This window comes from Pseudocoprococcus catus (assembly GCF_019734885.1).
GTDB lineage: Bacteria > Bacillota > Clostridia > Lachnospirales > Lachnospiraceae > Coprococcus_A > Coprococcus_A catus.
The window spans coordinates 204,463-229,122 of the sequence record NZ_JAAXCM010000023.1 but is presented as its reverse complement, the minus strand read 5'-3'; the positions used below and the strand labels follow the sequence as shown (position 1 = coordinate 229,122).

20 protein-coding genes and 1 pseudogene are annotated in these 24,660 nt (G+C 43.1%); 18 read left to right on the top strand and 3 right to left on the bottom strand.

Going from position 1 to position 24,660, the window contains the following annotated elements; translation table 11 throughout:
- The first annotated feature begins 28 nt into the window (after positions 1-28).
- From HED67_RS06560 to HED67_RS06530, 7 genes are all read left to right on the top strand, one after another.
- Positions 29-1,195, top strand: coding sequence for a galactokinase (locus tag HED67_RS06560; RefSeq protein WP_221717821.1), 1,167 nt, complete (start codon positions 29-31; stop codon positions 1,193-1,195).
- Positions 1,196-1,211: 16 nt separating this feature from the next.
- A complete protein-coding gene (galE, locus tag HED67_RS06555) occupies positions 1,212-2,219 on the top strand; it encodes a UDP-glucose 4-epimerase GalE (protein WP_221717797.1) in 1,008 nt (335 codons plus the stop codon).
- Positions 2,220-2,228: 9 nt separating this feature from the next.
- Complete coding sequence (locus tag HED67_RS06550) at positions 2,229-2,507, top strand: DUF1292 domain-containing protein (protein WP_221717796.1); 279 nt, start codon at positions 2,229-2,231, stop codon at positions 2,505-2,507.
- A 270-nt stretch (positions 2,508-2,777) separates the two neighbouring features.
- Positions 2,778-4,037 carry a BMP family ABC transporter substrate-binding protein gene (locus HED67_RS06545; RefSeq protein ID WP_221717795.1) on the top strand — a complete coding sequence of 420 codons (1,260 nt, stop codon included), beginning with the start codon at positions 2,778-2,780 and terminating at the stop codon, positions 4,035-4,037.
- A gap of 65 nt (positions 4,038-4,102) precedes the next feature.
- On the top strand, positions 4,103-5,653 hold the full coding sequence (locus tag HED67_RS06540) for an ABC transporter ATP-binding protein (RefSeq protein ID WP_221717794.1): 1,551 nt from the start codon (positions 4,103-4,105) through the stop codon (positions 5,651-5,653).
- Positions 5,646-6,728 carry an ABC transporter permease gene (locus HED67_RS06535; RefSeq protein ID WP_221717793.1) on the top strand — a complete coding sequence of 361 codons (1,083 nt, stop codon included), beginning with the start codon at positions 5,646-5,648 and terminating at the stop codon, positions 6,726-6,728. Before HED67_RS06540 ends, HED67_RS06535 begins: the two co-directional genes overlap by 8 nt.
- A gap of 14 nt (positions 6,729-6,742) precedes the next feature.
- A complete protein-coding gene (locus HED67_RS06530) occupies positions 6,743-7,723 on the top strand; it encodes an ABC transporter permease (protein ID WP_178437926.1) in 981 nt (326 codons plus the stop codon).
- Between the two features lie 126 nt (positions 7,724-7,849).
- Here HED67_RS06530 and HED67_RS06525 read toward each other — a convergent pair whose 3' ends face one another.
- Positions 7,850-8,746, bottom strand: coding sequence for a selenium metabolism-associated LysR family transcriptional regulator (locus tag HED67_RS06525; protein ID WP_221717792.1), 897 nt, complete (start codon positions 8,744-8,746; stop codon positions 7,850-7,852).
- Between the two features lie 253 nt (positions 8,747-8,999).
- Between HED67_RS06525 and modA the strand changes: the two genes are divergently transcribed.
- From modA to HED67_RS06500, 5 genes are all read left to right on the top strand, one after another.
- A complete protein-coding gene (modA, locus tag HED67_RS06520) occupies positions 9,000-9,875 on the top strand; it encodes a molybdate ABC transporter substrate-binding protein (RefSeq protein WP_221717791.1) in 876 nt (291 codons plus the stop codon).
- Positions 9,853-10,545, top strand: a complete 693-nt coding sequence (modB, locus tag HED67_RS06515; protein WP_221717790.1) for a molybdate ABC transporter permease subunit — start codon at positions 9,853-9,855, stop codon at positions 10,543-10,545. The genes modA and modB overlap by 23 nt, the downstream gene beginning before the upstream one ends.
- A 1-nt stretch (position 10,546) precedes the next feature.
- Complete coding sequence (locus HED67_RS06510) at positions 10,547-11,608, top strand: sulfate/molybdate ABC transporter ATP-binding protein (protein ID WP_221717789.1); 1,062 nt, start codon at positions 10,547-10,549, stop codon at positions 11,606-11,608.
- Between the two features lie 364 nt (positions 11,609-11,972).
- The gene (locus HED67_RS06505) at positions 11,973-13,010 is read left to right on the top strand and encodes a threonine aldolase family protein (protein WP_178437916.1); all 1,038 of its coding nucleotides are present in this window, start codon (positions 11,973-11,975) and stop codon (positions 13,008-13,010) included.
- Between the two features lie 203 nt (positions 13,011-13,213).
- Positions 13,214-14,566: a murein hydrolase activator EnvC family protein gene (locus HED67_RS06500; RefSeq protein ID WP_221717788.1), complete on the top strand. Its 1,353-nt coding sequence runs from the start codon at positions 13,214-13,216 to the stop codon at positions 14,564-14,566.
- A gap of 63 nt (positions 14,567-14,629) precedes the next feature.
- On the opposite strand, the gene ymfI is transcribed toward HED67_RS06500, so the two are convergent.
- Both ymfI and HED67_RS06490 read right to left on the bottom strand, forming a co-directional pair.
- Positions 14,630-15,370 carry an elongation factor P 5-aminopentanone reductase gene (ymfI, locus tag HED67_RS06495; protein ID WP_221717787.1) on the bottom strand — a complete coding sequence of 247 codons (741 nt, stop codon included), beginning with the start codon at positions 15,368-15,370 and terminating at the stop codon, positions 14,630-14,632.
- Positions 15,371-15,387: 17 nt separating this feature from the next.
- The gene (locus tag HED67_RS06490; protein ID WP_178437910.1) at positions 15,388-15,648 is read right to left on the bottom strand and encodes a metal-sensing transcriptional repressor; all 261 of its coding nucleotides are present in this window, start codon (positions 15,646-15,648) and stop codon (positions 15,388-15,390) included.
- Between the two features lie 276 nt (positions 15,649-15,924).
- On the opposite strand from HED67_RS06490, the gene HED67_RS06485 reads away from it, so the two are divergent.
- From HED67_RS06485 to HED67_RS06460, 6 genes and pseudogenes are all read left to right on the top strand, one after another.
- Positions 15,925-18,501, top strand: coding sequence for a heavy metal translocating P-type ATPase (locus HED67_RS06485; RefSeq protein WP_221717786.1), 2,577 nt, complete (start codon positions 15,925-15,927; stop codon positions 18,499-18,501).
- Between the two features lie 525 nt (positions 18,502-19,026).
- Complete coding sequence (locus HED67_RS06480) at positions 19,027-20,115, top strand: PucR family transcriptional regulator (RefSeq protein ID WP_221717785.1); 1,089 nt, start codon at positions 19,027-19,029, stop codon at positions 20,113-20,115.
- Positions 20,116-20,144: 29 nt separating this feature from the next.
- On the top strand, positions 20,145-20,828 hold the full coding sequence (ftsE, locus tag HED67_RS06475; protein ID WP_178437895.1) for a cell division ATP-binding protein FtsE: 684 nt from the start codon (positions 20,145-20,147) through the stop codon (positions 20,826-20,828).
- On the top strand, positions 20,821-21,726 hold the full coding sequence (ftsX, locus tag HED67_RS06470) for a permease-like cell division protein FtsX (protein ID WP_178437893.1): 906 nt from the start codon (positions 20,821-20,823) through the stop codon (positions 21,724-21,726). The genes ftsE and ftsX overlap by 8 nt, the downstream gene beginning before the upstream one ends.
- Before the next feature lie 228 nt (positions 21,727-21,954).
- A complete protein-coding gene (locus HED67_RS06465) occupies positions 21,955-23,241 on the top strand; it encodes a S41 family peptidase (RefSeq protein WP_221717784.1) in 1,287 nt (428 codons plus the stop codon).
- A gap of 203 nt (positions 23,242-23,444) precedes the next feature.
- Positions 23,445-23,720: pseudogene (locus tag HED67_RS06460) on the top strand (DEAD/DEAH box helicase family protein); the annotation flags it as partial.
- Between the last annotated feature and the right edge of the window lie 940 nt (positions 23,721-24,660).

Below are 24,660 nucleotides of genomic sequence, written 5' to 3'. Positions count from 1 at the left end.
GAAGGCCGGGAAGGCGGGATAAATGATGATGAAAGAAAGATTATTGAGGGAATTCGCAGAGCGATTCGGTAATGCGGAAGGTGCACAGGTGTATTTCGCTCCGGGGAAAGTCAATCTGATCGGTGAGCATATTGATTATAACGGCGGCCATGTATTTTCGTGTACACTGGATATCGGTACTTATGCTGTTGTGAGAAAACGTCAGGATCAGAGATTATTCTTTTATTCGATGAATTATCCGGATGTGGGCATTATTAATTGTTCTCTGGCCAATGGTCTGGAGAACGATGAGGAAGACGGATGGGCCAATTATCCCAAAGGAGTAATATGGGCCTTTGGCAAGAGGGGTATGCAGCCTGACTGTGGCCTTGACATGATGGTTTACGGCAACATTCCCAGCGAGTCCGGCCTGTCTTCATCAGCATCACTTGAGGTCTTGACAGGATGGGTTCTGAGGGATATATTTGATTTTGAAGTATCAGATCAGGACATTGCATGGATCGGACAGTATTCAGAGAATGAATTTAATGGCGTGAACGGCAGTATTATGGACCAGTTTGCGATTGCCATGGGCAGGGAGAATCATGCGATTTATCTGAATGCAGAAGATTTATCTCATCGCTATATTCCGATTCATCTTGATGGTGTGCAGCTTGTAATTGCCTGCACGAACAAGGAAAGAGGTCTTGCAGATTCAAAGTATAATCTCAGACGTATGGAATGTGAGAGAGCTGTGGCGAATCTTCAGAAAGCAGTTGCCATTGAGAAACTGGGAGAATTATCGCAGAATGATTTTGAAGCCTGCCAATCAGCAATCGAAGATCCGGTCTGCATCAGACGAGCGAGACATGCAGTCACAGAAAATGAGAGAACGATTCAGGCTGTGGAAGCGCTGGAATCGAATGATCTTGATACATTTGGCCAACTGATGAATGACTCCCATCGTTCATTGCGGGATGATTATGAAGTCACAGGAGATGAGCTGGATGCCCTGGTTGAAGCGGCATGGGAGACAGAAGGTGTTTTAGGTTCCCGTATGACAGGCGCAGGCTTTGGCGGATGTACCATCAGCCTTGTCCGTACAGATGATGTAGATAATTTCATTAAGAAAGTTGGCAGAAGCTACAGACAGCAAATAGGCTACCCGGCCGATTTTTACATCTGCAAAATAGGCGGCGGCCCGGTAAAATTATAAAAGAAAGGAATTTACCATGAAAATTTTAGTATCAGGCGGAACAGGTTATATTGGTTCCCACACTTGTGTGGAACTGCTGAATAAGGGCTATGAAGTAGTCGCATTTGATAATCTTTACAATTCCAAGATTGATGTTGTTGACAGAGTGGAGAAGATTACCGGCAGGAAATTGGTTTTTTATAAAGCGGATATGCTGGACAAAGAGTCTATGCGTCCTATATTTGAAGAACATAAGTTTGATGCGGTGATTCACTTTGCTGCACTCAAAGCTGTTGGCGAATCCGTTCAGAAGCCGCTGGCTTATTACAAGAACAATATTTCCGGTTCATTGAATTTATGCGAACTGATGAATGAATATGGCTGCAAGCGCATTATCTTCAGTTCTTCAGCAACTGTTTACGGTGCTCCGAAGACAGTACCGATCACAGAAGATTTTCCATTATCCACAACGAATCCATATGGTTCAACTAAGCTGATGCTTGAAAGAATTTTCTCAGATTTCTGTGTACCGGATCCGGAATGGAGTGTAGTATTGCTTCGTTATTTCAATCCGATCGGTGCCCATGAAAGCGGTCTTCTCGGTGAGAGTCCGAATGGTATTCCAAACAATCTGATGCCTTATATTGCACAGGTGGCTGCCGGCAAGCTGGAATGCCTTGGTGTATTCGGTGATGATTATGATACACCGGATGGCACGGGTGTCAGAGATTATATCCATGTGGTTGACCTGGCAAAGGGACATGTGAATGCGGCTGAGAAAGTAACTTCTTCTACAGGTGTGAATATTTACAATCTGGGTACAGGTATTGGTTACAGTGTACTGGATATTGTCAAAGCATTTGAAGCTGCCAATGGTATCAAGATTCCATATGTGATCAAACCGCGTCGTGCAGGCGATATTGCCATCTGCTATGCGAATCCGGGCAAAGCAAAGAGAGAACTTGGCTGGGAAGCAAAGTATGATCTTGAACGTATGTGCAAAGATTCATGGAACTTTACAAAGAAGAGCCTTGGCTTGGAATAGGACGGTTTTATGGCAGATTTAATAACATTTGTGACAGAAGAAGGTCAGGTTATCAGAGGTTCTGTGATGGGAGCCTTTGAGGATGATCTTTCCGGCAAGAATTACGTGATTTATACAGATAATTCTGTAAATGAGACAGGCAATTACAATATTTTTGCAGCATCTTATAATCCTGAGCAGGAAGAAGAACAGATCCTGATTCACGCCATTGAAACTGAGGCAGAGTGGCAGCGCATTGAGCTGATGCTTCAGAAACTCAGCAATGGTCCTGAGGGTTATGGAGAATAGTTGAAATATTCAGAATATTTTGAATAAATTAATACGATCAAAGACAAAATGATTCGAATCTGGAAAATATATACATTCTTATAAATGAAATAAGTAAAACGAAAGACAGAAATTGTTGACACGATGAAAATCAGTGTTATACTAAAATTAACAGATCGTTTGAAAACAATGACAGAAAGAGATGGTATTTTGTCATGCAAAGAGGCATGAATAGTGAGAAGTTCGTGTCTCTTTTTGTTTTTAAGCACATGTAATAAGGAGGTAGTTACTATGAAAAAGTTTTTGGCACTTGTTTTGTCTGTAGTCATGGTTGCTTCACTTGCAGCCTGCGGCAATTCAGGAACAAAGGAAACTCAGGCACCTGCCGCATCAGGTGACAGTGCGACAGCAACTGAGTCAACAGCAGCAGAATCAACAGGTGAGACAGCAGAGAAGGTTGGAGACGGTGTTGATGCTAAGGATCTGAAGGTTGGTTTTATCTTTATCGGTGATGAGAATGAGGGTTATACAGCCGCTCATTATGCCGGTGCAAAAGGTATGCAGGAAGCACTTGGACTTTCTGATGATCAGGTCATCATCAAATGGAATATCCCTGAAGATGAGACATGTTATGATGCAGCCGTAGACCTTGCAGACCAGGGATGCAACATCATCTTTGCCAACAGCTTTGGCCATGAATCCTACATCCTTCAGGCAGCAGCAGAATTCCCGAATGTACAGTTCTGCCATGCAACAGGATATCAGGCAGCAGGCAGCGGACTTTCCAATATGCACAATTACTTTACATCTATTTATGAATCCCGTTATGTATCCGGTGTTGTAGCAGGTATGAAATTGAACGAGATGATCGCAGACGGCAAGATCACAGAAGATACAGCTAAGGTTGGTTATGTCGGTGCCTATCCATATGCAGAAGTTATCAGCGGTTTCACATCCTTTTTCCTGGGTGTAAGAAGCCAGTGTCCATCTGCTACAATGGAAGTGAAGTATACAAACAGCTGGGCAAGCTTTGACCTTGAGAAAGAATGTGCTGAATCTCTGATCGCAGACAAATGTGTCCTGATCAGCCAGCATGCAGATACAACAGGTGCTCCTACAGCTTGTGAAGCAGCAGGTGTTCCTTGTGTAGGCTACAATATCTCTATGATTCCGACAGCACCTAACACAGCTCTGACAAGTGCTTCTATTAACTGGGAGCCTTATTATGAATATGCAACAAAGTGCGTCATCGACGGTACAGCTATTGACACAGACTGGTGCAAGGGCTTTGCAGAAGGTGCAGACAAGCTGACAGATCTCAATGACAAGGTCGTTGCAGAAGGTACAGCTGAGAAGGTAAAAGAAGTTGAAGATGCAATCATCGATGGCAGTCTTCATATATTTGATACATCTACATTCACAGTAGATGGCAAGGAACTGACAGATGCTGACAGCGAATACATCAGCGATGGTTATTTCCATGAATCCGAAAAAGCTTCTGCACCAGCTTTCGATTTCATTATCGATGGCATTACAGCAGTAACACAGTAATCGTATGATATCTAAGGTGGGGCTGTCGATTGACAGCCTCATTTTGGTATGTTGAAGGAGGCTTGATGGTGGAAGCAGTAAATGCCATTGAATTAAAGAATATTACAAAACGTTTTGGTACAAAAGTTGTAGCAAATGACAAAGTTAATCTGATTTTGAGAAAAGGTGAAATTTTATCTCTTCTGGGTGAAAACGGAAGCGGTAAGACCACACTGATGAATATGTTGTCAGGTATCTATTTTCCGGATGAAGGGCAGATTTTTGTGAATGGAAAGGAAGTACTCATTTCTTCACCAAAGGATTCCTTTGATCTGGGTATTGGAATGATCCATCAGCACTTCAAACTGATCGAGGTACTGACAGCGGCTGAGAATATTATTCTCGGTCTGCCGGGCAGGATGAACCTGAATATGGATGAAGTGATCAAAGATATTCAGGCACTGGTGGATAAGTATGGTTTTGAGATGGACTGCAGGAAGAAGATCTATGAAATGTCCGTATCTGAGAAGCAGACCGTTGAAATTGTGAAGATGCTTTATCGCGGTTCTGAGATTTTGATTTTGGATGAACCGACAGCTGTTTTGACACCGCAGGAGACAGAGAAGTTATTTGCGGTACTCAGAAACATGAGAGCGGATGGCCGTTCCATTATTATCATCACGCACAAATTGCATGAAGTACTGGCACTTTCAGACAGAGTATCTGTTTTGCGTAAGGGCAAGTATATCGGTACTGTCAATACATGTGATGCAACGGAGAGTTCGTTGACAGAGATGATGGTGGGTGAAAAGGTCAGCCTGAATATTGATCGTCCTGAACCGGAGAATCCGAGGGAAATCTTAAAAGTATCCGGACTTACCTGTCTGGATAATGAAGGTGTGAAATCACTGGACGATGTCAGCTTTACTGCTTATGGCGGTGAAATACTCGGCGTGGCCGGAATTGCAGGAAGCGGACAGAAAGAACTGCTGGAGGCCATTACAAATCTCTGTCCGATTGCCGGAGGTACCATCAGCTGTGTGAGCGAGCAGGGCAAAGAAGTTGTTATTTCCGGTAAGTCTCCGGAACATATTGAGAATGAGGGGATACATATTGCACATATCTCCTTTGTCCCGGAAGACCGACTTGGTATGGGACTTGTAGCTTCCATGGACATGACAGATAATATGATGCTCCGAAGTTATCGGGACGGCAAAGGTATTTTTGCGGACAGAAAGAAACCGAAAGCCCTGGCGGAGAGCCTGATCAATAAGCTTGGTATTGTGACACCGGGCGTTTCTACTCCGGTTGGACGATTATCCGGCGGTAATGTCCAGAAGGTGCTTGTGGGACGTGAAATTGCCATGAATCCGGATATTCTTCTGGTGGCTTATCCGGTGCGAGGTCTGGATATTAATTCTTCTTATCAGATTTATAATCTGATGAATGAGCAGAAGAAAAAAGGTGTTGCGGTTATCTGTGTTATTGAAGACCTGGATGTATTGTTGGAATTATCTGATAGAATCCTTGTTTTGTGCGGAGGACGTGTGACAGGTATTGTGGATGGGCGGATAGCCACAAAGGATGAAATCGGTTTACTGATGACAAAGGGACATAAGGAGGAGAGCCATGTTTAAAGATTCATCATTGCATATTGCAGCCAGGGATTCTATTGCCTGGTGGAAGGCATGGCTGATCAGACTGATTGCAGTTTTTCTGTCACTGATTGTCTGTGCGATTGTTATTTTCGGATTAACAAAAATGAATCCGGTTGAGGTTTACAAAGGAATTTTTGACGGTGCCGTAGGCACCAGCCGAAGAACCTGGGTGACAGTCAGAGATACTATGGTACTGCTCTTGATTGCCATTGGGTTGACACCGGCTTTCAAGATGAAATTCTGGAATATCGGTGCAGAAGGTCAGATCCTTGTAGGTGGTGCGGCGACAGCAGCGCTGATGATTTATGCCGGAGATTCAATGCCTACACCGGTACTGATGATTTTGATGTTTGTTGCCAGTCTGGCAGCAGGTATGATCTGGGGAATTATTCCGGCGATTTTCAAAGCTTATTTTAATACGAATGAGACATTATTTACATTGATGCTGAACTATGTAGCGATGCAGATTGTTACATTCTGTATTGTTTATTGGGAGAATCCTGCGGGATCCAATACAGTCGGTATTATTAATTCAGCAACTCGTGCTGGATGGCTGCCGGCGTTGGGAGGTCTGACCTACGGTTGGAATGTGTTGATTGTTCTGGCATTTACATTTGGAATGTACATTTATATGAAGTACAGCAAGCAGGGCTATGAAGTTGCTGTTGTAGGTGAAAGCCAGGATACAGCACGGTATGCACGAATCAATGTGAAGCGCACTATTATCCGTACAATGGGTATTTCAGGCGGCATCTGCGGTATTGCCGGATTCCTTCTGGTCAGCGGTGCCAGCCATACGATTTCAACATCCACGGCAGGCGGACGCGGCTTTACAGCCATCATCGTTGCGTGGTTATCAAAATTCAATGCATTTGTGATGATCCTTGTTTCCTTCTTCCTTGTTTTCATGGAGAAGGGTGCAATTCAGATAGCATCACAGTTTAATCTGAACGAGAACGCATCCGATGTTATTACAGGTATCATTTTGTTCTTTATTCTGGGCAGTGAATTCTTTATCCGCTACAGAATTGCATTTACCAAAGCACATAAGTAAGGGAGGCCGATGAGATGAGTACATTGATTATATTTATTCAAAAAGCCATTGCTCAGGGCATCGGTATGCTCTTTGGTGCGACAGGCGAGATTATTACAGAAAAATCCGGCAACCTGAATCTGGGGGTTCCGGGGCTGATGTATATGGGCGGCATCGCCGGACTGATGGGCGCATTCGTCTATGAAAACGGAACAGAAAATCCAATCGGAATTGTGGGTGTCATTATTTCCATGTTATGTGCATTGATTGCATCTGGTTTAGGGGCATTGATCTACAGTGTTCTGACAATTACATTGAGAGCCAATCAGAATGTAACAGGTCTTGCACTGACCACATTTGGTGTCGGTTTCGGTAACTTCTTCGGTGGTTCTCTTTCACAGCTGGCAGGTGGTGTCGGTCAGATTTCTGTTGCTGTGACAGGTGCAACTTACAAAACAAAGATTCCGGGATTATCCAAGATTCCGGTGATCGGAGACATTTTATTTTCCTATGGTTTTATGACCTATTTTGGTATTATTCTTGCTATCCTTGTTTCATGGTTTATGTTTAAAACAAGAAAGGGACTGAATCTCCGTGCTATTGGCGAAAGCCCGGCAACAGCTGATGCAGCGGGCATCAATGTTACACTTTATAAATATGCAGCAACTGTCCTCGGCGGAGCCATCAGCGGTCTTGGTGGTCTGTATTTCGTTATGGAATATTCAGGCGGTACATGGACCAATAATGGTTTCGGTGACAGAGGCTGGCTGGCCATTGCCCTTGTTATCTTTGCATTATGGAAACCGATCAATGCCATCTGGGGATCATTTCTCTTCGGTGCCCTGTATATCCTCTACCTCTATATACCGGGACTTGGTCGTTCCATGCAGGAAATCTTCAAGATGCTGCCGTATCTTGTAACCATCATTGTGCTGATTTTTACAAGCTTCCGAAAGAAGAAAGAATATCAGCCTCCGGAGAGCCTTGGCAACTCTTACTTCCGAGAAGATCGATAAATGAAAAGAGTTTTACAATACCTGAATATGCCAATAAACTCCAAAACCGTCTAAACAGATGGCGGGTCTCTATAATCAACGTGTTTGTTATAGAGACCCGCCATCTGTTTTGACGGTTGAGTTTTTTTACTGAGGCTGATAATAGCTTCTGACAAACTGTATAAACCGTCTGACATGGGGCAGCAGAGCATGTTCCTTCCTGTATACGATATAAAGGCTTCTGGTTGGTGCCGGATGAGCCAGAGGAAAAATTAGAACCTGTCGACTGGCTTTCAGGTCCTGGACGGATTTGGCTGAGAGGATGGAGATGCCAAGTCCGTTGATGATGGAACGTTTGACTGCTTCCAGGTCATTCATACGGGCAACAACATTGAGAGCACCGGATGGAATCCGCTGCTGATCAAAATACTGGTCAATGGCCTTTTTAGTACCGGATCCCTTTTCGCGGAGGATAAATGGTTCATTCAGCAAATTATCCAGAGAGACATTTTCTTTGGAAAGTTCAAGATAATGAGGGCTGACAGGGGTAACGATGACAAGCTCATCCTCAAGAAATGGGATAAAAACCAGTTCTGACGAGTCTGTGGTCATGCCAACAAGGCCAAAATCCAGACCTCCGTTTTCTACTTGTCGGATAATCCCCATACTGTCGGATAGTTCTGAATGAAAATAAATATCCGGATTCAATTGACCGAATGCACTGAGTATTTCAGGGAGTATATAGGAGGAGGGAATCGTAGAGGCTCCAAGTTCAATAATCTGTTTGTGTGAGCCGATAAACTCATTTAAAATATGGTCGCGAATCTTCAGCATGGAAACGGCTGAATCATAAAGATCGTATCCCTGAGGGGTGACATGCAGTTTCTTAGTTGTACGGGAAATGAGTTTCGTATCCAATTCCTTCTCAAGGGAGGCTACGTGGGCGCTGACCGTTGGCTGTGTCAGAAAAAGATGACGTGCGGCTTCTGAAAAGCTATTGTAATCAACGACGGCCACAAAGGCTTCTAATTGTTTTAATTCCATAAAAATCTCCTGTTTATTGAAAATAACAATAATATTTAGACTTAATAAAAATAATTTTGGAAAGGGTGCCATTTCATTGTACTTTTTATAAGATATATTGATAATATCTATAAATAGAGCATAACACAGTTGACATAAAATGGCAAGAACAATGTATTTCCGGCATCAGTCAGTTTGACTTTTTTCGGTAAATTGAGTATGCTGTGTTTAGTAAAATTTTCTATTTATTATTTATATCAGGAGGGGGTTTCGAATGAAAAAGTTAGTAAGCAGTGTTTTTGTACTTTGCATGACTGCAGCGGCTTTAGTGGGTTGCGGCAATAAGAACACAGAAACAACAAAGGCAACAGAAGCGGCAGCATCTACAGAGGCAGCAGCTTCCACAGAAGCAGTATCTGAGACTCAGGCAGCAGCAGGAGAAGCAGCGACTGTTCAGGTATATATTGCAGCCAGCTTAAGCAATGCAATGGATGAAATTTCAGCAAATTATAAGTCTGTTCAGCCGAATGTTGACCTTGTCTTTAATGCAGGCAGCTCAGGCAAGCTTCAGACACAGATCGAAGAAGGCGGTGCTTGTGATGTTTTCTTTTCTGCAGCAACAAAGCAGATGGATGCACTTGTTGAAGGCGGATTTGTTCAGGAAGCAGATGTCACAGATCTTCTTGAGAACAAGGTTCAGTTGATTAAACCAGCTGGTACAGAGACAAAGGTTACAGGTTTTGAGAATATTACAGATGCAGCAAACCTTGCACTTGCGGCAGATACAGTTCCTGTTGGACAGTATGCAAGAGAGATTTTTGATAACCTTGGTATTACAGAACAGGTAATGGCGATGGAGATTAATGAATGTGAAGATGTAAGTGCTGTACTTGCAGCAGTCAGCGAAGGCAGCAATGAAGTAGGTATCGTTTATGCAACAGATGCAGCTTCAGTTGCAGATAAAGTTGAAGTGATTGCAACAGCCAATGATACAGAACTTAAATCCAAAGTTATCTACCCTGTTGGTCTTGTAAAGAATACAGAAGCAGATGATGCTGAAACAGCAGCAGCTAAGGCTTTTGTTGATTATCTTAAGACACCTGAAGCAGCAGCTGTATTCGAAAGATATGGATTTTCTTGCATCAATTGATCTGAGTCCACTGCTTATATCGTTGAAAACAGCGATCATAGCAACGGTGGTGGCCTTTTTCGGCGGGATTGCCTGTGCGAGATGGGCAATGAAATTAAAGCCGCTGTCTAAGAGTATTCTGGATGGCATTCTGAATCTGCCGTTGGTACTGCCTCCGACGGTTGCCGGATTTTTACTGCTGCTTTTATTCAGTTTGAAGCGCCCTCTTGGTATTTATCTGTGGGAGCATTACCAATTTAAAGTTGTTTTATCATGGCCGGGATGTGTCCTGGCAGCGACTATTGTTGCATTTCCGCTGATGTACCGTAATGCACGAGCGGCTTTTGAGCAGGTGGATGTAAATTATATTTATGCCGGGAGAACATTGGGATTATCAGAGTGGACAATTTTCAGAAAGGTTGTTATTCCGGTAGCGGGACCAGGCATCGCATCGGGTACAATTCTTACATTTGCAAGAGCTTTGGGCGAATACGGCGCCACCTCCATGCTGGCAGGCAATATTCTGGGAAAGACCAGAACTATGGCTGTAGCCATTGCCGCAGAAGTCAGTGCACAGAACTATGATGTGGCAGGTTTCTGGGTGATTGTTCTGGTAGCCATTGCCTTTCTTTTTATTTTTGCAATCAACATCATAACCATGCATGGCATCAGCAAGATTCAGAGGTGGTAAAATGGCATTATCAGTAGAATTACATAAAAAGTTTAAGGGATTTCAGATGGATGTTGCTTTTGAACATGATGGCGGCAGTCTGGGGATTCTCGGTGGTTCCGGTATGGGCAAGAGCATGACTCTGAAGATGATTGCAGGACTTGTGAAGCCGGATTCAGGGAAAGTCATTGTGGACGGCAGGACCGTTTATGACAGCGTAGCGAAAATTGATATGCCGCCAAGAGAACGTCATATAGGTTACCTTTTTCAGCAGTATGCGCTTTTTCCGACCATGACAGTGGCAGAGAATATCGGCATTGCCATGAAGAAAAGTGGGGATGAGAAGAAGAAAGAAATTGACAGACTTCTTGAACAGTTTGCCCTTCAGAACCTTGGCGGACGTATGCCGAATGAATTATCCGGCGGTCAGCAGCAGAGGGTAGCACTGGCTAGAATTCTTGCCAGTGAACCGCAGATGCTTTTGCTGGATGAACCTTTTTCGGCTCTTGACAGTTTCCTGAAGGAACAGCTTCTGGAAGATATGATCAGGCAGCTGAGTGATTATGCAGGAGATGTGATTATGGTATCCCACAGCAGAGATGAAATTTATCAGTTCTGTGACAGACTGCTGATTCTGGACCAGGGCCGGGTTATTGTCACCGGTGACACCAAAGACATCTTTGATCAGCCGGGATACAGAGAGGCAGCCAGACTGACAGGCTGCAAAAATATCACTGAGGCCAGAAAGATTACCGAAAACAGTATCGAAGTACCGCGGTGGCATTGTACTCTGGAGATGGATACACCGGTTGCGGATGATATCCATGCTGTCGGTATTCGCGCCCACTATATAGAAGTATTGGCAGAAAAACCGGAAAATACGAAAAATCTTATAAAGGTTACAGTGGAGAATGTCTCAGAACTGCCATTTGAATGGTACTGCTTCTTCAGAGTACCAAATGGCGAGCGGATCTGGTGGAAAGTTGCCAAAGTCGGTGAACATGGAGCAGCCAAATACATTCCTGCAAAAGGAGAACATGTCTATCTGCGTATGCCGCCTCTGAGCATCATTCTTCTGAAATAAGCAGCATTGCAAACTTCAAGTAAATAATAAGTATGATGGTGTTCTAACAGTTCCATACAGGCACACTCGCGTTGCCTGACATTGGCAGCGGTACATAAGGCAGCAAAAAACGCTGCCTAAGTACCGGCCATGTCAGAAGAGAATAATAACGATTGCAGAAAGATCAGGAAAAGGGTATAATACAAAGAGATTGTTTGAAACGGCAGTCTCTTTTTGCGTTTTATAGTATAATAGTTAAGAAGCAAGTATAAAGAGATGTAAAAGATTGCTGTATGGAATAATTGTGAAATACATGGTTCTCTTGATAGAAAATCATCTTCGAGAAACTGAAGTATTTCGCGGCAAGTTTTTTGGAGGTAGAACAATGATAGAGTTTCAGTGTGATTATGCAGAAGGCGCTCATCCGAAGATTTTGGAACGTATGATAGAGACAAATATGGATCAAACCCCGGGATACGGGCTGGATCCTTATTGTGATGAGGCGAGACGTTTGATCCGTAAGGCCTGCGGCCGTGAGAATATTGATGTGCAGTTTCTGGTTGGCGGCACACAGACCAATACGACCATTATCTGTTCGGTTCTTCGGCCATATCAGGGAGTTTTGACAGCTGCCAGCGGTCATATCAATGTGCATGAGTCGGGGGCAATTGAGGCAACAGGACATAAAGTATTGGCACTGCCATGCGGCCGTGAAGGAAAGATAACAGCGGAGCAGATTAAGGCAGCTTATGAGGCACATATGAATGATTCCAGTGCGGAACACATGGTTCAGCCGGGGATGGTGTATATTTCCAATCCTACTGAGAATGGAACAATTTATTACAGGAATGAGCTGGAAGCCATCAGTCGTGTTTGCCATGAATGCGGGCTGCCGTTATTCCTGGATGGTGCCCGCCTCGGTTATGGCCTGATGGCGGCTGATAATGATGTAATATTGGAAGATATTGCGAGACTGTGTGATGTTTTCTATATCGGCGGTACAAAGGTGGGTGCTTTATTTGGTGAAGCAGTTGTGATTACAAACCCGGCTATCAGCAAAGATTTCCGTTATATGATTAAACAGCGTGGCGGTATGCTGGCTAAGGGACGCCTTCTTGGCATTCAGTTTCAGACACTTTTTGAAGATGGTCTTTACTGGCAGATTTCAAAACATGCCATTGATATGGCTATGAAACTGAAAAAAGCGTTCAGGGAGTGCGGTTATGATTTTTATGTGGAGAATTCCACTAACCAGCAGCTGCCTGTTTTACCGGATGCTGTTCTTAAAAAATTATCTGAAAAATACAGTTTTTCATTCTGGGAGAAAATGGATGAAGATCATAGCGCAGTGAGAGTTTGTACAAGCTGGGCTACAAAAGAAGAGAATATAGATGCCCTTATTGAAGACCTTAAGAAATTCTGATATTTTAATGGGTAAAATGATAACAAAGCACCTTTAAAACAGGTGCTTTTGTAATAATTCTGAAATAAATTAGAAATATACTTGAAATAGGCCCCTGAAAATGCTATAATTGTACGCAGATGAGTTGATGGTTGCGAGATATCGTGGACAGGCTCAGTAAAAATGAAGAAAGTGTAAAACAGCGTTTTAGGAAGGAGATTTTCATGAAACACGGTTTAAAGAGATTTACCAGATATGTTCTGGTAGCTGCCCTCAGCGTTTCGCTTGCAGTTCCGACAATGGCGGCAACGAAGGCAGAAGTCCAGAGCCAGATAGAAGATTTGAAGAACCAGCAGAGCGAGCTTGAGTCGCAGCTTGCAGAGTTGAAGCAGAATAAGTCAGATACAGAGTCCTATATTTCTGAACTGGATGACAAGATTAAGACATATCTTGCACAGTTGGAGGAAGTATCCGCACAGCTTGAGCAGACAGAATCTGAGATCAGTATCACTCAGGATAATCTTGCACAGGCCAAAGAAGATGAGAAGACACAGTACACAGCATTGAAAGCACGTATTAAAGCCATGTATGAATCAGGAGATGATGATTATCTTCAGATGCTGCTTGGTTCCGGTGATTTGAAGACAATGCTGAACAATCAGGAATATATTTCCAAGATTAACGAATATGACCACAATCTGCTTGTTAATCTCCAAAATATCAGAGATCAGATCGCAGCATATGAAGCTCAGCTTGAAGAGCAGAAGCAGCTGCAGGAAGCTCAGAAGGAGCAGTATGAAGTAGAGAAGGAATCTCTCGAGAAGATTGTTGCTCAGAAGGAAGAAGAACTGGTTGCGATTGGTTCTGATATTGATTCTGTGAATTCCGATATTTCTTCTACACAGGAAGAAATTGATGCAGAGAACAGCCTGCTCCAGCAGATTGTTGAACAGGAACGTAAAGCCGCTGAGGAAGCAGCCCGTAAGAAAGCTGCAGAAGAGGAAGCACGCAAGAAAGCTGCTGAAGAAGAAGCAAGAAGACAGCAGGAAGCAGAGAGCAGTTCATCATCCAGCTCAAGCTCATCCAGCTCCGATTCCAGCTCATCATCCGATTCCAGCAGTTCATCTGATGATTCATCATATGATGACAGTACAGATGATTCAGGTTCATCCAATTCCAACTCCAGTACAGGCATGATCTGGCCGGTTGGCAGTACATCGATCACTTCTTATTTTGGTTACAGAAGTTCACCGACAGCGGGTGCATCTTCTTATCATAGAGGCCTTGACATCGGTGCTTCCTATGGTTCATCCATTTGGGCGGCAGCCAGCGGTACAGTTACGACAGCTAGCTACAACAGCGCAATGGGTAATTACATAGTTATCAGCCATGGTAATGGTGTTTGTACGGTTTATGAACATTGCAGTTCCTTATATGTCAGCGAAGGTGATTATGTATCACAGGGCCAGACAATTGCAGCTGTAGGTTCCACTGGTATTTCTACCGGTGCACATCTTCATTTTGGTGTGACAGTAGGCGGAGAGTATGTGAATCCTCTGTATTATGTAAGTCCATAATTGAATAAAGATTAAGGTTCCCGAATTGTTTCGGGAACCTTTTTTTGATTTGAATACAGACATCTAAATCCATCCGCCATCCAGGCGGATGATCTGACCTGTCATATAATGATGATTTTCTGAAAGATCCAGTACAAGCTCCGCGACTTCTTCAGGACGGCCGAAACGTCCTGAAGGAATCTCATCGGTTAAAGCCTGGCGGTCTTCTTCAGAGAGAAAGGCATTCATTTCAGTATCAATGGCACCGCAGGCAATGGCATTGACCTGAATATTACTTGGCGCCAGTTCCTTGGCCAGAGCCTGAGTAAAAGCGTTGATGCCGCCTTTGGTTGCCGAGTAGGCAACTTCGCAGGAAGCACCGCAGCATCCCCATACAGAAGAAATATTGATGATTTTACCTGAATGGCGATGCACCATCCCGGGAACGGTCAGACGGCAGCTGTTGAAAACAGATGTCAGATTTGTACTGAGAATGTTCTGCCAGTCCTCAGAGGACATATCTGTTAATAAGCCAATGTAAGAAATACCGGCATTGTTGACAAGCACATCAATATGATGAAAATGCTGAATGGTATCGTTCAGCATGGATGCCATTTGTGAATAGTTTCCGGTATCTGCTGTGTAGATCAGACAATCAGTATGGTATTGTTCTGTTATCAAAGTCTGCAGCTCCCTCAGCATATCACTGTTATGACGGCAGCAGAGTGCAAGACGATAACCGGCAGCTGCAAAGCGAATTGCAATGGCGCGCCCAATTCCCCTGGATGCACCTGTAATAAAAACGGTTTTGGTTGTTTGATTCATGGTGAATTGCTCCCGTATTATTTGAGTGCCTTTTTCAGCACTTCGGATATTTCGTTGATCTTTGCTTCACGTTCGCGATCATCTGCGTGAAGAACACAGCATTTTAAATGGGCATCAAGAATTTCAATATTGACCTTTTTCAAAATGGCAATGGTAGCCATGATCTGATTGGAAATGTCGATACAGTATTTATCATCGTCGATCATCTTGTTCACTCCGTCAATCTGGCCCTTTGCCGTATTAAGCAGTCTTTTGATATTTTGTTGTTCTGCCTTCATGGATTACTCCTTTCGTCAGTCACCCACCAGGGGTGTGTACATATTACTACTATTTTAGCATTTTTGCGCGGTGCATTCAATGTTCAGATGCGTGTTTTTTTCAATAAGGAGCATTGACTTTTTTTTCGTATAGGTATAGAATGAATATGACCCCAGGGGGGTGGGGTAATTTGGGCTTGAATGGTAATTCTATTTTGAGTAAGACTACTATATTAGTAGAATGATCCGCAGATGAAAATATCTGTGATGATGAGAAAGAATGGAGGATAGAGCGTCATGCAGCAATTTATAGTGACGGGTATGAGCTGTGCAGCCTGCAGTGCCCGTGTAGAGAAGGCTGTTTCGAAGGTGGAAGGGGTGACATCCTGTTCAGTTAGTTTGTTGACGAATTCCATGGGCGTTGAAGGAACAGCCGCCGATCAGGATATTATTCAGGCTGTGGAAGCAGCAGGATACGGAGCTTCTGTGAAAGGGGAATCCTCAGTGTATTCAGGTGCATCATCCATGGCTGCGGAGGAAGAGATGCTGAAGGATCACGATACACCGGTTCTGAAGCGCAGACTTCTGGCCTCGCTGGGCTTTTTGATGGTGTTGATGTATTTTTCCATGGGACATATGATGTGGGGATGGCCGCTGCCGGCATTTTTTGAGGATAATCATATTGCCATGGGGCTGGTTCAGCTCCTTCTGACCGGTATTGTCATGGTCATCAATCAGAAGTTTTTTATCAGCGGTTTTACAAGTTTACTGCACCGTGCACCGAATATGGACACATTGGTGGCACTTGGTTCAACGGCGGCTTTTGGTTACAGTACTTATGCCTTGTTTGCCATGACGGATGCCCAGGTGAAGGGAGATATGGAGATGGTCATGCATTATATGCATGAGTTTTATTTTGAATCTGCGGCCATGATCCTGACATTGATCACTGTGGGCAAGATGCTGGAGGCTCGTTCCAAGGGCAAGACAACAGATGCACTCAAAGGCTTGATGAAACTGGCACCGAAGACAGCTGTGATCGAGCGGAAGGGTCAGGAAGTGACAGTTCCTATTGAACAGGTGAAGAAAGGTGATATTTTCATTGTTCGTCCCGGGGAGAATGTACCTGTGGACGGTGTGATTATAGAAGGCAGCAGTGCCTTGAATGAAGCGGCTCTGACAGGTGAGAGTATTCCGGTGGACAAGAAAGCCGGTGATGCCGTATCGGCGGCCACATTGAATCAGTCCGGTTTTATCAGATGTGAAGCAACCCGTGTTGGACAGGATACAACTTTATCACAGATCATTCAGATGGTCAGTGATGCGGCAGCTACAAAGGCACCGATTGCAAAAATCGCGGATAAAGTATCAGGTGTTTTTGTACCGGCGGTTATCACTATTGCAGTGCTTACTATGATCGTATGGCTGCTGGCAGGTGAGAGTGTGGGCTTTGCGTTGGCAAGAGGTATTTCAGTGCTGGTTATCAGCTGCCCGTGTGCTCTTGGACTTGCGACACCGGTGGCTATTATGGTGGGCAATGGCATGGGTGCCAGGAATGGTATTCTTTTTAAGACGGCGGTATCCCTGGAAGAGACAGGCAAGGTACAGATTGTCGCTCTGGATAAGACGGGCACCATCACCAATGGTGAACCTGTTGTAACAGATATAGTGCCTGCTGATGGTGTGACAAAAGAGGCATTGATTGGTTTGGCAGCAAGCCTTGAGAAACGCAGTGAGCATCCTCTGGCGAAGGCTATTTTGAAATATGCGGATGAACAGAAGATGTCATTGGAAGAGGTTTCTGAGTTTGAAGCACTTCCGGGCAATGGACTGACTGCTCTTCGAAATGGCCGAAAGCTTGCCGGAGGCAATTATATATTTATTAAGACACAGACAGTGGTGCCTGAGAAGTTCGTTAAACAGTCAGAACAGCTGGCAGAACAGGGAAAGACACCGATGTTTTTCACAGAGGATGGGAAACTGGCGGGCATTATTGCCGTTGCAGATACCATGAAGGAAGACAGCAGACAGGCTGTCGGTGAGCTCCAGAATATGGGTATCCGTGTTGTGATGCTGACAGGAGATAATGAGAGAACAGCCAGAGCCATCGGTGCACAGGCAGGTGTGGATGATGTCATTGCCGGTGTTCTTCCGGAGGGCAAGGAAAGTGTCATCAGAAAGCTCCAGAAGTATGGAAAAGTGGCCATGGTTGGTGATGGCATCAACGATGCACCGGCTTTGACAAGAGCTGATATGGGTATTGCCATTGGTGCCGGTACGGATGTGGCCATTGATGCAGCAGATGTGGTATTGATGAAGAGCCGTCTGAGTGATGTATCAGCAGCTGTCCGTCTGAGCCGGGCAACTCTCAGGAATATCCATGAAAATCTTTTCTGGGCATTCTTCTACAATGTCATCGGTATTCCTCTGGCAGCAGGTGTGTGGATCCCTGTTTTCGGATGGACATTAAATCCGATGTTTGGTGCAGCAGCTATGAGTTTATCAAGCTTCTGCGTCGTCACTAATGCACTGCGCCTGAATCTTTTTGACATGCATGACACAAAAAAGGACAAAAAGTTAAAAAATCAGGTTATAATAGAAGAAGCGGTGGATAACAGCAAACAAGACAACAATAATAATCAAAATAATAAGGAGATGCAGACAATGAAGAAAACAATGAAAATCGAAGGTATGATGTGTGGTCACTGTGAGGCAACTGTAAAGAAGGCACTTGAGGGCCTCGAAGGCGTGGCATCAGCAGAAGTCAGCCATGAAGCAGGTACAGCAGTTGTAGAACTCTCTGCAGATGTAGCAGACGATATTTTAAAGAAAACAGTTGAAGACAAAGACTATAAAGTAACAGCAATTAACTAATCAAAATTTCAAAGACATCAGAAAATGAGGTTCCAATGAAGAATCATCACAAGTTCCTTTGCAATGCCAACGGGCTTGTGGTGAATCAGTTCATTTGGAACCTCAGTTGGATACATGGGGTATATAATTTTCTGGTAACTGTTCAGAGCCAACCTCCAAAATGCTACGCATTTCGTCGATTGTCTAAGGGCCGCATTCACTATATTTATCTCAAAATGATTACAAATTATGTAATATTTGTGAAATAATATTGCAATATTTATGATTTTCTGGTATAGTGTACAGGAACTGTTCTTTGAAAAGCAATTGTGATTATAGACAAAAAACAATAGTAAAATTGGTGATTTTCATGGTTCACTCATTTAAATCGTAATATTATTGTAATTCAATGAGAAAATAACATAGGTTTCAAAGAAAAATATATGAAAAATATATAAAAAACACTTTATTTTTTGGTTGTTGTGCTTTATTATAATAATAAGAGTTCATTACAATAGATTACGGGAAGGCAGGGAGAAGTGCATTATGATTTCAAACCAGATTTTACAGAATACGATTGAGGGACTGAAAGCGATTACTAGAATAGATTTATGTGTGATGGATATTGAAGGAAAGGTATTAGCCTCCACATTTTCCAATGCAGAAGATTATGAGAAGTTTGTACTGGAATTTGTCAATTCACCGGCAGATAGTCAGGTTCTTCAGGGATTTCAGTTTTTCAAGGTTTTTGATGAACATCAGCTGGAATTTATCATTCTGGCAAGGGGAGACAGTGATGATGTCTACATGATCGGCAAGGTAGCCTCATTCCAGATCCAGAATCTGCTGGTTGCCTACAAGGAGCGTTTTGATAAGGATAACTTTATCAAGAATCTTCTGCTTGATAATCTGCTTCTTGTTGATATCTATAATCGTTCCAAGAAGCTGCACATTGATACAGATGTACGAAGAATCGTACTGCTCATTGAGGTGAACAATGATCGGGATATGAACAGCCTTGAGACTGTCCGTTCACTTTACACAGGCCGTCCGAAGGACTTCATTACAGCGGTTGATGAGAAGAATGTCATTGTCGTCAGAGAAGTGAAGGAGAATGAGAACTATGATGATCTCTGCAAGGCTGCCAAAGTCATCTATGAGATGCTTTGCGGTGAGAATCTGCCGAAGGCTAGAATTGCCCTTGGTACGATCGTGCAGGAGATCAAGGATGTATCCAGATCTTACAAGGAAGCAAGAATGGCACTGGATGTAGGCAAGATCTTCTACAATGAGCGCAATGTAGTTGCATACAGCAACCTCGGTATCGGCCGTCTGATCTATCAGCTTCCGATCCCGTTGTGCAAGATGTTTATCAAAGAGATTTTCGACAGCAAGTCACCGGAAGATTTCGATGAAGAAACACTGATGACCATCAATAAGTTTTTCGAGAACAGCCTGAATGTCTCAGAGACATCCAGACAGCTGTACATTCACAGAAACACACTGGTTTACCGTCTGGATAAGCTTCAGAAGAGTACAGGACTTGACCTGCGTGTTTTTGAGGACGCCATCACATTTAAGATTGCACTGATGGTTGTCAAGTATATGAATTATATGGAAACTTTTGATTACTAAAAGATTCCTTCTTGAAGGAGGGGAAGCAATTGATAGCCTTAGATCAGGTGACTAAAACCTATCCGGGAGATGTGAAAGCTTTAAAGGGCATCAGTCTCCGGATTAAAAAAGGCGAATTTGTATTTGTCGTGGGCCAGAGTGGTTCCGGCAAGACAACATTATTTAAGCTACTTTTAAAAGAAATGGAGCCGACATCCGGCACCATTTATATCAACAACAAGAATCTCGGACGACTCCGCAGGAGAAGAGTACCGAAGCTTCGTCGAGGCATCGGCGTTGTATTCCAGGATTTCCGGCTTCTGAAAGACAGGAACGTTTATGAGAATATCGCATTTGCCCAGCAGGTAGTCGGTGCACCGAACCGTCTGATCAAGAAGAATGTTATGGCCATGCTGAAGCTGGTCGGTCTTCCTGACAAGGCCAAGTCCTACCCGAATGAGCTGTCCGGCGGTGAGCAGCAGCGAGTTGCCCTGGCCCGTGCTCTTGTGAATAATCCGCCGTTGCTTTTGGCAGATGAGCCGACAGGTAATCTGGATCCGAAGAATTCATGGGAGATTATGAAACTGCTTGAAGCCATCAATATGCGTGGTACAACAGTTGTTGTTGTTACGCATAACAAAGAAATCGTCGAGAGAATGCAGAAGCGTGTCATCACCATGAGTGAGGGCGAGATCATCAGTGACGAGAGAAAAGGCGGGTATATCTATGAGTAGTTTTTTATATGGCATTAAACAGGGTATTAAAAATGTATTCAGAAACCGTCTGTTCTCACTGGCATCGATTGGTACCATCACAGCCTGTCTGTTTATCTTCGGTATTTTCTATTGCATGGTGATGAACTTTCAGCATATCTTTTCCGAAGTAGAAACAACAGTGGGTGTTACGGTATTCTTTGATGAGGGCGTTGAGGAAGATCAGATTCTTGATATCAAGTCTCAGATTGAGAAGCAGGATGAAGTGGACAATGTTCATTATACTTCTGCTGATGAAGCATGGAAAGAATACAAGGAGAAAGCATTCCCGGATACAGATCAGAACATTCTGACGAATCTGGACAATGATAATCCACTGGCATCTTCTGCCAGCTTGGAAGTTTATCTGAAAGATGCTGCTATGCAGCAGGATCTTGTAGATTATATCAAAGGCATTGATGGTGTACGTTCCGTCAATGCATCCAAGAGCGTGGCAGACAGCTTTGCAAGTTTTGGACGTCTCCTGAGCTATGTATCACTGGCAATTATCGTTATCCTTGTAGGTGTCGCTGTCTTCCTGATCAGCAATACTGTTATGATCGGTATTACAGTCAGACATGAAGAGATTGCCATCATGAAATATCTCGGAGCGACAGACTTTTTCGTAAGAGCACCATTCCTGATCGAAGGTATGCTCATCGGTTTGATCGGTTCCCTGATTCCGGTATGTGTGCTGAAGGTATTGTATGAGAAGGTTGTTTCATTTATGACAACTGAATTTACAAGTCTCAGCAGATTTATGACATTCCTTCCATCCGGTGAGATTTTCAGAGTACTGATTCCGATCTCATTGATTATCGGTCTTGGTATCGGTTTCATCGGAAGTTACGTGACATTGATCAAGCATATCCGTGTCTGATAGAATGAGACAAACTTTGAACATCATTTTGTTTTGTCCTAAAATTAAAATTGAAAAAAGTGTGAACTTTAAGAAAGCTGGCTTCAGACAATTGTCTGGGCCAGCTCTTTGTGTTACTATAAAATAAAATTCAGCAATTTTTAAACAGATGATTGCAGACTGCGATATTTTCTATCATCCTGAATCAATGGCAGTGGGCAATTGTCTGTTTTCAGAAGGAGACAGACTATGGAGAACAGAAATGACAGAAAGAGCTATTATAAAGGCCTGCTGACAGGGGTTATTCTGTGCGTATTGATGATTGGCGTATTGGCGCTGTCGGGATGTTTTATGAAGACATCAGCTGCGTCATCAGGCAGCCAGACAACGGGCACAGGGGATGCGGTGGAAGCATCAGGTTCTGGTTCGTCTGATGATATGACGGATATTTCGAACCGGTATAGTGAGATTGAGCAGAAGCTGAATAAGCTGCATGCGGTACTTGACAAGTACTATCTGGATGTTTCAGATGATTCAGATATCACTCAGGATGATATGGCGGAAGGTATTTACAAAGGCTATGTGGATGCACTGAATGAGCCATATACTGTTTATTATACTAAGGATGAGTATGAACAGCTGCAGGAGTCCACATCCGGCAAATATTCCGGTATCGGTGTGGTTGTCAGCCAGAACAAGGAGACAGGCGTGATTACGGTTGTACGTCCTTTTGAGGGGTCACCGGGTGCTGAAGCCGGTATTCTCAAGGATGATATCCTTTACAAAGTAGCAGGCAAGGAAGTGACTGGTGTCGATGTGACAGAGGTTGTCACATGGATCAAGGGCGAAGAAGGATCAACCGTTAGTATCGAAGTGTACAGACCATCAGAGGATAAATATCTGACATTTGAGGTGGAACGTAAGACAATTGAGATCCCGATGGTAACGTCCAAGATGCTGGACAGCAATATCGGTTACGTCGCTGTTTATGAATTTGAAGAAACAACCGCAGACCAGTTTAATCAGGCCATAGATGAGCTGACAGCTCAGGGAATGAAGGGGCTGATCATTGATCTGAGAGATAATCCGGGCGGTCTGGTGAATTCTGCAACAGCCATTCTTGACAGGATCCTTCCGAAGGATCAGCTGCTTGTTTATACCGTTGACAAGAATGATAAGAAACAGGAAGAATATACAAAGGATGACGATACTATTGATGTACCAATCAGCGTTCTGATTAACGGCAATAGTGCCAGTGCCTCAGAGATTGTCAGCGGCTGCCTTCAGGATTACGGCAAAGCAAAGCTTGTGGGTACCACATCCTTTGGCAAAGGCATCGTTCAGTATGTATTGCCGTTAGGAGACGGTTCAGCCATCAAGCTGACTAGTGCCAAGTACTATACGCCAAACGGACGCAATATCCATGGTACAGGTATTGATCCGGATGAAGAGGTTGAATTGGATTCCGACAGCAAGACAGATACACAGCTTGAGAAAGCCCAGGAAGTCGTACTGGAGCAGATGCAGGCGGAATAAAAAGGGCATCAAAAAAAGCGGTTTAATCCGCTTTTTTTGATGCCCTTTTGTTGTGTCTGTTTCTGATCAAGTTGAAATTATATATACGATTCAAAAAAAGATCAAAATAGAACAAATATTCGAAAACGTATGTACTTTTTATAAGAGGAATGATATAATAGGCGTAGTATATTAAAGTGCAGAAATGAATTAGGAGAATACAGATGGACCATTTTGAGTTACACAGTGAATATGCTCCCACCGGCGATCAGCCACAGGCCATAGAGAAGCTGGTGCAGGGTTTTAAGGAAGGCAATCAGTTTGAGACATTATTGGGTGTTACCGGTTCAGGTAAGACCTTTACCATGGCCAATGTGATTCAGCAGCTGAATAAACCGACGCTGATTCTGGCCCACAATAAGACGCTGGCGGCACAGCTTTACGGAGAGATGAAGGAATTTTTCCCGAACAATGCAGTAGAATATTTTGTCTCCTACTATTTATAAGGCGGAAAATGAGTGGTATTGAGTGCTGTTTTGTGCGTTTTTACGCTGTTTCTGCGGACTGTACGGACAGAATAACACTAGATGAAATAGATAAAAATAGATGGACGGGTGACCTGATTCGTACATAGAGATGGCTATTTTTGTATTCGCCAGAGGGGGATTTAAGGAAAAGAAGGAAGATTTTTAGAAAATGTAATTGCAATTTAGTTGTTTGGTAATTGCAGAAGCGATGAAGAATATTTATGCATAAAGAAGAAAGTAGTGCTATAACGACAAGAAGAGAGGAATATAGAATAAAAGATAAAAGCGTCATATTAGGACACTCAATATATATGATTGAGGATAAAAACGGATTGACAAATCTTTTGTATTAAGTTTATGGAGACAAATTCATTGGATACAATAAGGCATAGAGGGAAAATGGAAAATAATAAATTTTGCGGAGGCAGTGATTATGTAGATAATTGTTGCCTTTTTATGTGTAGTTTTTTTGGTGAAGTTTGAATATAGGTACTTTATTTCAAAGGAAAAATTTTCAAAATTAATGTCACCATTATAGGTTTGTATTCGTATTAAAGTTAAAAGAGAAAATCAATAGGGAGGTGAATCTAATGGGAAAGATAATGAGAGGAATAGGAAAAAACATTTAATGACTACATTTCATACTTTTATATCTTGTTGCGGCAGGTATAATTTTGTTATTCTTTTCGATACTTGCAATAGTAAAAGATTTCAAAGTATTGGATAGTAACTATATTGATAATATTATCGGTATAGCAGCATTAATATTTGGAATTGTATCTATACCAAGAGTAAAAGAGTGGTTAGGAAAAAAAGTTAAATGATGTCTACAACAAAGAAACCCATCTTAGCTATTGTTAGAGATGATCTTAATGAAAATAATAATATAATAAATTTTCATTAAAGTTATGTT